Origin of the sequence: Plantibacter sp. lyk4-40-MEA-4 (assembly GCF_030209415.1) — a bacterium.
Classification (GTDB): Bacteria; Actinomycetota; Actinomycetes; order Actinomycetales; family Microbacteriaceae; genus Plantibacter; species Plantibacter flavus_A.
The window spans coordinates 481,262-492,934 of sequence record NZ_JARVSA010000002.1 but is presented as its reverse complement, the minus strand read 5'-3'; the positions used below and the strand labels follow the sequence as shown (position 1 = coordinate 492,934).

The following is an 11,673-nucleotide window of genomic DNA, read 5'->3' as shown; positions in this document are numbered from 1 at the left end:
ACCGCGGTCGATCCGCCGCGGATTTCCGCCGATCTCGGCTCGTGAATCCCGCCGCATGACCCACCTTGTGGGGTATCCTCGGGCCATGACGGTCACGACTCGCCACCCCGGGGTGGTCCGTGTCGGTGGTCGCCTCATGGTCGTGGATCCCTTCGCGGAACGAGGCGAGCTCACCGAGGGTCAGCAGCGCGGTCACCAGCTGCGGCGGAGGATCACCCTCCTGCTCGGTGCCTTCCTCCTCCTCACGGGCTTCGTCCTCGGTGCGACGGCGGGCGTGCTGGTCGAGTGGTGGCTCGTGCACGACGAACGCTCGTCCGTGTCACTCCCCGGCTTCGACCCGGATTGGGCGCCCGGGCTCGACGTCGTCGGCGCCTTGCTCGGTGCGATCCTCGTCGCCGTCCTCCTGCTCGCGTCGGCCGAGCGACGCAACCGCCGCCGCCGACTGGACGGCGGACACCAGCCGTCGCGGTGGATCGATCCGCTCAACGATCACCTCATCGGGCTGAGTGACGACCTTCCGTGGACCTCGCTCTGGACGCTGACGCGCATGTACGCCACTGCGGAGCGGCTGCAGCGGGAGCTCGTGGAGCGCAGCGGCACACGCAGCGAGGTGGGCAGTGACGATTCATGCGATCTCGTCGAGGCACGGCTCGCGGCCGACGATGCACGCGACGCGCTCGAGAAGACGGCCACGCTCATGGGTGTCATCGTGCCGGAGGGGCCGCTGCCCGATGCGCAGGCCATCCTGGCCGACAGCGCTCGGCTCCGTGCCCGTCGGAAGACGAGCTGACCGGTACCTTCGATCAGCGACCGGTGCCGGTGAGGCGCTCGAGGAGTTCGCGGTAGCGGGCGGCCGTCTGCGTGACGATCTCGGCAGGCAGGGTCGGTGGTGTGGGCGTCGAGGCGTCGTCCTGGTCCCAGTTGTGGGCCAACCAGTTGCGGACGATCTGCTTGTCGAAACTCGCCATCCGTGCGGTGGGGTCGTCGCTCGTCAGGTAGACGTCGCGGTCCCAGTATCGGCTGGAGTCGGAGGTGAGCACTTCGTCGCCGAGCGTGATGACGCCGGTCGCCGGGTTGCGGCCGAACTCGAACTTCGTGTCGGCGAGGATGACGCCGTGACGCTCCGCCGTGAGCGCTGCCGTCTCGTAGATGCCGAGTGACAGGTCCTTCAGTGCGACCGCGTCGTCCTCGCCGATGAGTTCGACCATGCGGCTGAACGAGATGTTCTCGTCGTGCTCGCCGAGCGGCGCCTTGTACGCGGGGGTGAACAGCGGCTCGGGCAGGCGATCGCCGTCGCGCAGACCGTCGGGCAGCGGGATGCCGCAGACGGTGCGGTTCGCGACGTACTCCTTCCAGCCGGAGCCGGTGAGGTAGCCGCGGACGACGCACTCGACGGGGAACATGTCGAGCTTGCGGACGAGCATCGCGCGCCCGGCGAACTCCACCGGGATGCTGGACACCGCGACGCCCGCGGCGTCGAGCTCATGATCGGGCACGAGGTGGTTCGGCACCTCGCGGAGCTGGTCGAACCACCAGAGGCTCAGGCTGGTGAGCAGATCGCCCTTGCCGGGGATGCCCGGCTCGAGGACATGGTCGAAGGCGCTCACCCGGTCGCTCGCAACGACGAGCAGGAGGTCGTCGGGGCCGGCGGCCGGCTCGTACAGGTCGCGGACCTTGCCCGAGTAGACGTGGTTCCAGGCGTTGGTCTCCGAGGGTGCGCTCACTCGTTCATTATCGCGCATGGCCTCCTCTCTGGCCGATCGTCGGCCTTGCGTCAGCGTCGACGGCAGCGTATATTCCATGTGGAATAGTTCGAGCGGAACGATGGTGGGGGTCATGGGCAAGGTCAAGCCGCTCGGTCCGCTCGCCGTCGCCGCGCTCGGGTATCTGGCCGAGCGACCCATGCACCCCTACGAGATGTACCAACTCGCGCTCCACCGCCAGGAGGACCGCGTCGTCAAGGTGAGTCCCGGCTCGCTCTACCGCGCCGTCTACGGACTCGAGGCCGACGGCCTCGTGCTCGCTTCCGGGACCGACCGCGAGGGAGCCCGTCCCGAGCGCACCACGTTCGAGATCACCGATCTCGGTCGGCACCTGCTGGGGGAGCGGCTGCGCGAGCTGCTCAGCACCCCCACGAACGAGTACCCGGAGCTCGGGCTCGCGCTGTCCGAGGCCCACGAACTGGGCGCCGAGGAGGTGCGGATGCTGCTCGAGACCCGTATCCTCCGGCAGCAGGCCGAGCTCGCCGACCTCGATCGCCGCATGACGTGGGCGCTCGAACGCGGGATCCCGCGCGTGTACTGGATCAACGTCCCCTACTCGGCCGCCATGGTGCGCGCCGAGATCGCCCACCTCGAATCGCTCCTCGCCGAGATCGCCGACGGTGCACTCGCCTGGCACGTGCCGGGGACCCGTGCGCCACTCCACGAGCAGGCGGCGACCCCGCCCGTGTCAGCTCAGCCGACACCCTCCACCTGAACCTCCGGGACGACCGACCAGTCCGGCCGGCGGTCCCGCTCATCCTCGCGTCCCGAACGCGAACCCGTCCTCCATGCAGAAAGGGACATCATGTCCGCATCCTCCACGCCGCCGCCCGCCGGCGTACCGTCTCCTGCGAAGGGGGCCGTGCGCCCCTGGCCGGCGCTCTGGTCGCTCGTCATCGGCTTCTTCATGATCCTCATCGACACGACCATCGTGTCCGTGGCGAACCCCGCGATCATGCGCGGCCTCGACACCGACATCAACAACGTCATCTGGGTCACGAGCGCCTACCTGCTCGCCTACGCCGTGCCGCTCCTCATCACCGGTCGTCTCGGCGACCGCTTCGGCCCGAAGAACCTCTACCTCACCGGTCTCGTCGTCTTCACCCTCGCCTCGCTCTGGTGCGGCCTGTCGGGCTCCATCGAGATGCTCATCGTCGCCCGCGTCGTGCAAGGTCTCGGTGCGGCGCTCATGACCCCGCAGACGATGGCCGTCATCACGCGCATCTTCCCGCCGGATCGCCGTGGCGCGGCCATGGGTCTCTGGGGAGCGACCGCCGGTGTCGCGACGCTCGTCGGCCCGATCCTCGGCGGCGTGCTCGTCGACGGCTTCGGGTGGGAGTGGATCTTCTTCATCAACGTGCCCGTCGGTGTCATCGGCTTCATCATGGTCTGGCGCAACGTCCCCGCGCTCGCCACGCACCCGCACAAGTTCGACGTGCTCGGGGTCGTCCTCAGCGGGCTCGGGATGTTCCTCCTCGTGTTCGGCATCCAGGAGGGCCAGAGCTACGACTGGGGCACGATCACCGGTCCGATCACCGTGTGGAGTCTCATCATCGCCGGTGTCGTCGTCCTCGGCCTGTTCGTCGTGTGGCAGGCCGTCATGAAGGGTGAGCCGCTGCTCCCGCTGGCGTTGTTCCGCGATCGCAACTTCTCGGTCGGCAACCTCGCGATCTCGACGATCGGGTTCACGATCACGAGCATGTCGCTGCCGCTCGTCTTCTTCTACCAGACCGTCCGCGGCCTGACCCCGACGCAGTCCGCGCTCATGCTCGTCCCGATGGCCGTGCTCTCCGCCGGCCTCGCGCCCGTGGTCGGGCGGGCGATCGACCGCGTGAACCCGAAGTGGTTCGCGCTCGCGGGGCTCCTCCTGCTCGCCCTCGCGCTCGGCTGGTACTCGATCCTGCTCACGCCGGAGCAGCCGATCCTCATGCTGCTCCTCCCGAGCGCCGTCCTCGGTCTCGCCAACGGCTTCATGTGGGGCCCGGTCTCCAATCTCACCACCCGGGGGCTCCCGCAGCTCCAGGCCGGCGCCGGCTCAGGTGTGTTCAACACGACCCGTCAGATCGGAGCCGTCCTCGGCAGCGCCGCGATCGCAGCGCTCATCCAGGGACGCCTCGCGGCCGAGCTGCCCGCCGCTCCCGGTGGGGCGACCGGGGGCGTGAGCGAGGTGACGGGCGGCGAGCTGCCCGAGTTCCTGCACGCCGGCTTCACCACCGCGATGGCCCAGTCGCTGCTCCTGCCCGCAGCGTTGGCGCTCGCGGGCGCCGTCGTGGTGCTGTTCTTCCAGAAGCCGAAGGCGGCGTCCTGGTCGACCCCGGAGACGCAGCACGGTCAAGCGACCGCAGCGGCCGAGGCGGCGAGTCGCGCAGCCGCCGAGTGACGCGTTCGGAGTGACGACACCGGGTCGGCTCAGGGATCGACGAGGTCGCTGACCGTCCTGGTGCCGCCGTTCCAGAATCGGAGGCCGAGGACCCGTCCGTCCGGGAGCGGGCCGATCGCAGCCAAGGTGTCGAGCGCTGTGGTCGTCTGCTCCCGGGTCAGCCGACGGGAGAGCGTGACGTGCGGCGTCCAGAACCCCGGCCGAGTGTGGTCGAAGGCGCCCTGGACCAGCGCGGCGATCCGGTCGTGCAGCTCGAGCAGCGCCACCCCTGGGACGACACCGAGCGCGAGGACCGCGCCCGACCGACGAGGGAAGGACAGCGGGGCGCCGAGGCGGACGGGGAACGGTCGGAAGTCGGGTCGTCCCTGCAGCTCCAGCGTCGCCCCGGCGGCCAGGGTGACGTGCGGACGGTTGCTGGCACCCTGGTGGGTGGACAGGCTCGGTAGGCCGGCCTCGGCCAGGGCACGCCATCGAGCCCGGACGGCCGCGTCGAGCTCGTCGTCGAAGGTCACGTCGACACTGTCCGTCATCAGTCGGTCGGCACCGGCCAGACGTAGTCGAGCGTCGCCGGGTCGTCGGGGAAGATCCCGCTGTAGAGCTCCGGCGCTTTGGCGAGGAGCTTGGACCGGTGGGAGCGATGGACGTCGGCCCGCCCGAGCCACGGCGGCAGCTCGAAGTCGTCCGCCTCGTAGGCTTCGAGGTCGTCCGGAGCGTCGGCGAGTGCCAGCAGGGTCTTCTCGAGGCAGGTGTCGGCGTGACCTCGGCCGACCCAGACCGCGCAGGTGGCGACCTGGTAGTCCATGAGCGCGGGCCGATACCCTCGCCACATCGCCGTCACCGGATGATGCTGCCAGCCGTACCCCGGGACGATGAGCGCCTTCATCACCTGCAGCGTCTCCACCCGCTGCTTGCCCAACCGCTTGTCGTCGAGGACCTCGGCACTCGCCAGGAAGTCGGGGTAGGGGAGGAACGTCTGCACCCTCCCAGTCAACACGGTGGCAGCGCCCGTCGACAGGGCTTGCGGTCCTGGACCGCCTCAGTCGACGGGGAAGAACGGGGAGACGGCCGCGGCGAAGGATCGCGGCTGCTCCACCCAGGGGTAGTGTCCGCACCCGTCGAGCACGATCGCCTGGCCGAGGGGGAACCGCTGCGCGAGGGCGACGACGGGCGCGAGTCCCGTCAGGCCGTCCTCGGAACCCGCGACCACGAGCACGGGTGCCGTGACGGTTCGGAGGGCGTCGCGGATGTCCTCGACCTCGTCGATCGTGGGGGTGTGCACGAACGCGTCCTGCGCGGCCGGGTGCCAGGCGCCCAGACGCTCGTGTTCGCGGGCGGTGTCGTCCCACTCGCCCCAGGCGATGGGCGCCACCGCCGGAAACAAGCGGTTCCCCGACGCGGAGTCCGGCGCCGCGAGCAGCGCGGGCAGCGCCTCGAGGAAGCCGGGGTACCAGTCCTCCGCCGCGTGCCGGGCGATGATCTCCGCGCTGTCGTCGTCCGTGTCGACGAGCCAGGTGGCGGGTGGCGTGATGAGGCACAGGCGGTCGAGCCGGTGCGGGTAGCGCGCGGCGTAGCTCACGGCGACGCGGGTACCGGCGGAGTGCCCGAGGAGTTCGAGGCGGTCGACGTCCAGCCAGCGACGCACGGCCTCGACGTCCTCGGCGAGTTCCGGCCAGCTGGCCGCAGCGGTCGACGATCCGCTCTCGGACCGTCCGACCCCGCGCTGGTGCAGCAGGATGAGGCGACGCCTGGTGCTCAGGCCCGCGAGATCGCCGAGGTAGACCGGGTGACGCGCCGGACCGCCGGCGAGGACGACGAGGGGCGGCAAGGCGTCGTCGCCGATCACGTCCACGTGCAGCCTGGTGCCGTCGTGACTCTCGACGACGGCCGACGACCCGAGTCCCGCTGCTGCGCTCATCCGGGCCGCGATCAGGAGACGCGTGCGGCGATGTCGGTGCGGTACTGACCGCCCTCGAGTTCGATGCGCGACAGCGCCTCGTACGCACGTCCGCGTGCCTCCGGGAACGTGGATCCGAGGGCCACGACGTTGAGGACGCGGCCGCCGGTGGCGACCAGGCCACCGTCGACGTCGGCCGTGGCCGCGTGGACGAGGTGGACCCCCTCGACGGCGACGGCGGCGTCGAGGCCGGTGATGCTCCGGCCGGTGACAGGCGTCTCGGGGTAGTTCTGGCTCGCGAGCACCACGGTCACCGCGCTCGCCTCGGCGAACGCGGGCCGTGGCTGCTGGTCGAGCGTGCCGGTGGCCGAGCCGAGCAGGAGCGCCGACAGCGGGGTGACGAGCCGGGGGAGGACGACCTGCGTCTCCGGGTCGCCGAAGCGTGCGTTGAACTCGATCACGCGGATTCCGCGTTCCGTGAGGATGAGCCCGGCGTAGAGGAGCCCCTGGAACGGGTTGCCCTCCGACGCCAGCTGCCGTACGACGGGGACGGCGACGGTCTCCAGGACCTCGTCGACGAAGGCCGTCTCGCTCCCGAAGCGGTTGTCGAGCCAGGGCAGCGGGGAGTAGGCGCCCATCCCGCCGGTGTTCGGGCCGGCGTCGCCGTCGAGCAGTCGCTTGTAGTCCTGCGCGGGGGAGAGCGGGAGCACCGTCTCGCCGTCGGTGATGAAGAAGAGGGAGACCTCCTGGCCGTCGAGGAACTCCTCGACGAGGACGCCGCCGTAGCCCAGCCAGTTGGTGGCGTGCTGGATGGCCGCGTCGCGGTCGTGGGTGACGAGGACGCCCTTGCCCGCCGCGAGGCCGTCGGCCTTGACGACGTACGGGGCACCGAAGTCGTCGAGCGCGGCGATCGCTGCGTCGAGGTCCTCGGCGCGGACCGCGCGACCGGTGGGCACGCCGGCTTCGTCCATGATCCGCTTCGCGAAGGACTTCGAGCCCTCGAGCGCGGCCGCCGAGCGGTTGGGGCCGAAGACCGGGATGCCGGCGGCGCGCAGCTTGTCGGCCACGCCGGCGACGAGCGGGGCCTCGGGCCCGATGACGACGAGGTCGACCGCTTCGTCGCGGGCGAAGTCACGCACGATCGAGGGGTTCTCCTGGTCGATGCCGACCACGGTCACGTCGCCCGCGATGCCCGCGTTGCCGGGGGCGGCGATGATGTGGTGCCCGGCCTCTTCGGAGAGGAGAGCCTTGATGATGGCGTGCTCGCGAGCACCGGAACCGAGGACGAGGATCTTCACCCGTCTAGCTTAAGGCGCAATGGCCTAGCCTCGAATGCATGGCCAGACCCAGGATCACGGACGCCGTCGGTCGCGCTGCCCTGGAGCAGGCGCTCGGGGACGCACCGGCGTCGCGCACGGACACGGCGACCGCGGTCCGCTACCTGTTGGAGCTCCTCGTCGAACGGGCACCCGGCAACACCGTCGAGGTGCGGGTGCCGCCGTTCGGCGCGGTGCAGTGCATCGAGGGCCCCCGCCACACCCGAGGCACGCCGCCGAACGTCATCGAGATGGATGCGCCGACCTGGCTCGCCCTCGCCTCAGGCCGCATCGACTGGACCACGGCGATGGCCGGCGGCACGGTGCACGCGTCCGGCCAACGCGCGGACCTCACGGGCCTCGTGCCACTGCTGCTGCCGCGCTGACCGTTCGGCGGGATTCCGCGTGCCGCCGGGAGCGAACCGGGGTGGTGCATCACCGCCTCGTGCGCTGTGATGGAGGCATGAGCACGAAACGGCTGTTGGTCCTGGGCGGTACCGAGTTCGTCGGGCGAGCGGTCGTCGACGAGGCCGTCGCCGCCGGCTGGGAGGTCACCGTCTTCCATCGCGGCACGAACCGGTCCTCCTCGTCGGACGCCGTCAGCGTGCTGCACGGCGACCGGACGCTGCCCGGCGGACTCGACGCGCTCCGGGTCGGGTCGTGGGACCTCGCCGTCGACACCTGGTCATGGGCTCCGGTCGCCGTCCGCGACGCGGCCGCGCTGCTGGCCGACCGGGTCGGGAGCTACGTCTACGTCTCGAGCCGTTCCGTCTACGCCGACCCGCTTCCCGCCGGAGCTTCGGAGGACGCGCCGGTCGTCGAGGGATCGGCGCACGACGAGGGCTTCGCGGACTACGCCCGTGCCAAGCGCGGCGGTGAGCTGGCCGCCGTGCAGGCGTTCGGTGACCGAGCGGTTTTGGCGCGGGCGGGCCTCATCCTCGGCCCGCACGAGAACATCGGGCGGCTTCCCTGGTGGCTGGCGCGGATCGCCGAGGGCGGTGCGGTGCTCGCCCCCGGCGCCGCCTCCGACCCCATCCAGTACATCGATGCGCGGGATCTCGCGGCCTTCCTCCTCACGGCCGGTTCGACGGGCGCGAGTGGTGCGTTCAACGTCGTGAGCGAGCCGCGGGCGGCCACGCTGGGCGATCTGCTCGACGCCTGTATCGCCGCAACCGGGTCAGGTGCGACCCTGCGCTGGGTGGATCAGGAGCGGGTGCTCGCGGCCGGGATCCAACCCTGGACCCAGCTCCCCGTCTGGCTTCCGACTGGACCCCACGCGGACGCGATGCATCACGGTGACGTCTCGCGTGCGATCGCGGCGGGTCTCCGTCGTCGTCCGCTCGCCGAGACCGTCGCCGACACCTGGGGTTGGCTGCAGGCCCTCGGCGGTGTGGCGCCGCAGCGTCCGGACCGCCCCGTCGTCGGACTGGACCGTGCCCTCGAGCGGGCCGTGCTCGCCGGAAGCTGAGCGCCTGTCAGCGGACCTCGCGGAGGAGGGCGAGCCGACTGCGCGTCCTGACCGCGTCGCGGGCGAAGCCGCCCGGCCCGAGGGCGGGGTCGGTCACGAAGGTCTCCCGGTCGGTGGCGGCCACGACGTGGAGTTCGACGCCGAGATCGCACAGGGCGTCGATGAGCAGGACGAACCGGGCGCGCGCCTCCCTGGTGAGGGCATGGGATTCGGGCAGGGCGTCGAGCACCCACCGGTCGTAGTCCGCCGCCCAGGCGAGGTAGTCGCCCACGGAGGTCGGACGTTCGATGAGTTCGGCGCTGGCGAACCACACCCTGCCGTCGCGCGCGGCGGCCGCGTGGAAGGTGTGGCCACTGATCGTCAACGTCGTCGCATCGCCCGGCCCCGGTCGGTGGAGGCCGAGGGTCGCGAGGCGGGCGTCCGCGGCCTCGCCGGCGAGGGACCAGCTGCCACGGGCGAAGCCGTCGCGGTGACTGACCGGCGAACTGCGGCGGTGGTCGGTCGAGCCGGCGAGTTCGAGCACCTGCATGTTCGCCTCGATCAGGGCGATGCCGGGCTCGAAGACGTGATGGTACGCCGGGTCCGGCAGGAGGTCCTGCGGCCGGAAGTTCGAGCTCGTCAACAGGGTCACCTGTCGGGCGAAGAGCGCGTCGAGCAGCCGGATCATGAGGGTGCCGTCGCCGGGATCGTGCACGTGGAACTCGTCGAAGAGCACGACGTCCACGTCGGCGAGCAGCTCGTCGACGGCTTGCTCGACCGCGTTCGTCACCGCTCCCGCCGCCGCCCGGGACGCGGCGCCCGGCTCGCCCGTCGCGCGGGCCGCGTCGGCGGCCTCCGCGCGGACCCGGTGGATCGCGGCGTGCAGCCCGCGGAAGAAGGAGTGGAAGTGGACGCGACGCCTCCGCTGCGTCGGGAGCGCTGCGAGGAACGCGTCGAGGAGCCAGGTCTTGCCCCGCCCGGCCGCACCCCACAGGTACAGGTGTGCGGGTCGATCGTCGGCGATCCGGAGCGATGCCAGGCGCCTCGCCACCTCCAGCTGCTCCGGTTCGAGCGTGAACCCGGCGTCGGCGGCGGCGGACTCGACCGCCGCGAGCAGGGCGTCGTCGGGCGGGATGGGAGCGGGATCGGTCGTCTCGGTCCCCGTCGTGTCCACCGCTCGATCGTACCCGTCGGCTCGTCGACCGCGGCCGTTCACCATCGGTTCACGAAGCCCAGGATCGTGGGGGAGAATGGAGGCATGACAGACGCCACCGGGCAGCCAGCACCGGAAGCTCAGCACCCATCCGAACCGACCGGTCCGACGCCCTCGACCGAGCCCGACACCGAGGTCGCGACCGTGTACTCCTCCGGTTCGGTCTCGGTGCGCCGGTCACCCCGCTACTGGCGGTTCCTCGTCATCGGTGCCTTCGTCGGTGTCATCGCCGCACTCATCCTCACCTTCGCGTTCCCGGGGAGCGCCGACTACTCGCTCACCCAGGTGTTCGGCTTCCTCCTGCTCGTGTGCGTCGTGGTCTTCGGCGCGATCGCCCTCGTCGTCGGTCTCCTCATCGACCGCTCCATGGCGCGACGGACGCGGATCGTCGCAGCGGATAGAGTTGACGTGCATCCAGCCGGGACCCCCGCGGCCGACGCGGAACCGACCGGTTCCGTCAGTGCCGAGCCAGGTGAGTCCGGCCCCCCGAATCCACCCATCGCAGAAGGTTCAGGACGGTCATGACCTCATCCACCAGCTACCGGGAGGCCGGTGTCGACACGGCGGCCGGTGACCGCGCCGTCGAGCTCATGAAGGCCGCCGTCGCGAAGACGCACGGCCCGGAGGTCTTCGGCGGCTTCGGCGGGTTCGCCGGCCTGTTCGACGCCTCGGCCCTCACGGCCTTCCGTCGGCCCCTGCTCGCGACGTCGACCGACGGCGTCGGCACGAAGGTCGCGATCGCCCAGGCCATCGACAAGCACGACACCATCGGCCAGGACCTCGTCGGCATGGTCGTCGACGACATCGTCGTGGTCGGTGCGAAGCCGCTCTTCATGACCGACTACATCGCCTGCGGCAAGGTCCACCCGGAGCGCATCGCCTCCATCGTCGCGGGCATCGCCCGGGCCTGCTCCGACACCGGGACGGCGCTCATCGGCGGCGAGACCGCGGAGCACCCCGGACTCCTCGGGGTCGACGACTACGACGTCGCCGGCGCCTGCACCGGTGCGGTCGAGGCGGACGCCATCCTCGGTGAGCACCGCGTCGAGGACGGCGACGTCGTCCTGGCGCTCGCCTCCTCGGGCCTGCACTCGAACGGCTTCTCCCTTGTGCGGCACATCCTCGCCCAGGCGGGCGTCGGCTACGCCGACCACAGCGACGAGCTCGGCACGACGTTCGGCGAGGCCCTCCTCGAGCCGACGCGGCTCTACACCCTGCCCCTCCTGCGGCTGCTCGACTCCCCGGCCTTCGCGGGTGGCGTCCACTCGCTCAGCCACGTCACCGGCGGCGGGATCGCCGCCAACCTCGCGCGCGTCCTGCCCAAGGGGTCCTGGGCCGAGGTCGACCGCTCCACCTGGAGCCCGTCACCGGTGTTCCGCACCCTGAGCGAGCTGGCCGGATCCTCGCTCGAGTCGAGCGAGGGCACCTGGAACCTGGGCGTCGGGTTCTTCGCCGTCGTCTCGCCGGCGGTCGCCGACGGCGTCACGGCCGCCCTCGAGGCCGACGGGATCGCGACCTGGCAGGTCGGCACCGTGCACCTCGGCGACGACGCCGCAGACCTCAGCGCGTTCGAACAGGGTGCCAAGGGGGTCGACGGCGGCGCCGTCCGCCTCGTCGGCGCCTACCGCGACTAGTCCCGCCGCTCTCCGGCCCACCTTCC

Annotated in this window: 13 protein-coding genes; 7 read left to right on the top strand and 6 right to left on the bottom strand. The window is 71.2% G+C overall.

What is annotated here, in order from left to right; translation table 11 throughout:
• Positions 1-85 precede the first annotated feature (85 nt).
• Positions 86-790 carry a hypothetical protein gene (locus QRN44_RS04375; protein WP_139205499.1) on the top strand — a complete coding sequence of 235 codons (705 nt, stop codon included), beginning with the start codon at positions 86-88 and terminating at the stop codon, positions 788-790.
• A 13-nt stretch (positions 791-803) separates the two neighbouring features.
• Here the strand turns inward: QRN44_RS04375 and QRN44_RS04370 are convergent, their stop codons facing one another.
• Positions 804-1,742: a phosphoribosylaminoimidazolesuccinocarboxamide synthase gene (locus QRN44_RS04370; RefSeq protein ID WP_121291608.1), complete on the bottom strand. Its 939-nt coding sequence runs from the start codon at positions 1,740-1,742 to the stop codon at positions 804-806.
• Positions 1,743-1,836: 94 nt separating this feature from the next.
• Here QRN44_RS04370 and QRN44_RS04365 point away from each other — a divergent pair, with 94 nt between their 5' ends.
• Together QRN44_RS04365 and QRN44_RS04360 are read left to right on the top strand one after the other, a co-directional pair.
• Positions 1,837-2,478, top strand: coding sequence for a PadR family transcriptional regulator (locus QRN44_RS04365; protein ID WP_175116395.1), 642 nt, complete (start codon positions 1,837-1,839; stop codon positions 2,476-2,478).
• 90 nt (positions 2,479-2,568) lie between these two features.
• Positions 2,569-4,143 carry a DHA2 family efflux MFS transporter permease subunit gene (locus tag QRN44_RS04360; protein WP_285038367.1) on the top strand — a complete coding sequence of 525 codons (1,575 nt, stop codon included), beginning with the start codon at positions 2,569-2,571 and terminating at the stop codon, positions 4,141-4,143.
• A 29-nt stretch (positions 4,144-4,172) separates the two neighbouring features.
• Here QRN44_RS04360 and QRN44_RS04355 read toward each other — a convergent pair whose 3' ends face one another.
• The 4 genes from QRN44_RS04355 to purD are packed head-to-tail and all read right to left on the bottom strand — an operon-like array spanning position 4,173 to position 7,335.
• Positions 4,173-4,655 carry a 2'-5' RNA ligase family protein gene (locus QRN44_RS04355; protein ID WP_285038366.1) on the bottom strand — a complete coding sequence of 161 codons (483 nt, stop codon included), beginning with the start codon at positions 4,653-4,655 and terminating at the stop codon, positions 4,173-4,175.
• Between the two features lie 17 nt (positions 4,656-4,672).
• On the bottom strand, positions 4,673-5,122 hold the full coding sequence (locus QRN44_RS04350; RefSeq protein ID WP_285038365.1) for an MSMEG_6728 family protein: 450 nt from the start codon (positions 5,120-5,122) through the stop codon (positions 4,673-4,675).
• Positions 5,123-5,179: 57 nt separating this feature from the next.
• Positions 5,180-6,058, bottom strand: coding sequence for an alpha/beta fold hydrolase (locus tag QRN44_RS04345; RefSeq protein ID WP_285038364.1), 879 nt, complete (start codon positions 6,056-6,058; stop codon positions 5,180-5,182).
• 11 nt (positions 6,059-6,069) lie between these two features.
• Positions 6,070-7,335, bottom strand: coding sequence for a phosphoribosylamine--glycine ligase (purD, locus tag QRN44_RS04340; protein ID WP_064294202.1), 1,266 nt, complete (start codon positions 7,333-7,335; stop codon positions 6,070-6,072).
• Positions 7,336-7,373: 38 nt separating this feature from the next.
• Here purD and QRN44_RS04335 point away from each other — a divergent pair, with 38 nt between their 5' ends.
• Together QRN44_RS04335 and QRN44_RS04330 are read left to right on the top strand one after the other, a co-directional pair.
• The gene (locus QRN44_RS04335) at positions 7,374-7,739 is read left to right on the top strand and encodes a sterol carrier family protein (RefSeq protein WP_064294203.1); all 366 of its coding nucleotides are present in this window, start codon (positions 7,374-7,376) and stop codon (positions 7,737-7,739) included.
• Between the two features lie 77 nt (positions 7,740-7,816).
• Positions 7,817-8,821: an NAD-dependent epimerase/dehydratase family protein gene (locus QRN44_RS04330; RefSeq protein ID WP_175116390.1), complete on the top strand. Its 1,005-nt coding sequence runs from the start codon at positions 7,817-7,819 to the stop codon at positions 8,819-8,821.
• Between the two features lie 7 nt (positions 8,822-8,828).
• On the opposite strand, the gene zapE is transcribed toward QRN44_RS04330, so the two are convergent.
• Positions 8,829-9,974 (bottom strand): AFG1/ZapE family ATPase, encoded by a 1,146-nt coding sequence (gene zapE, locus QRN44_RS04325; RefSeq protein WP_175116389.1) that lies wholly within the window; start codon positions 9,972-9,974, stop codon positions 8,829-8,831.
• An 84-nt stretch (positions 9,975-10,058) separates the two neighbouring features.
• On the opposite strand from zapE, the gene QRN44_RS04320 reads away from it, so the two are divergent.
• Positions 10,059-10,538 (top strand): DUF2273 domain-containing protein, encoded by a 480-nt coding sequence (locus QRN44_RS04320; RefSeq protein WP_071262414.1) that lies wholly within the window; start codon positions 10,059-10,061, stop codon positions 10,536-10,538.
• Complete coding sequence (purM, locus tag QRN44_RS04315) at positions 10,535-11,647, top strand: phosphoribosylformylglycinamidine cyclo-ligase (protein ID WP_071262413.1); 1,113 nt, start codon at positions 10,535-10,537, stop codon at positions 11,645-11,647. The genes QRN44_RS04320 and purM overlap by 4 nt, the downstream gene beginning before the upstream one ends.
• The last annotated feature ends 26 nt before the right edge of the window (positions 11,648-11,673 follow it).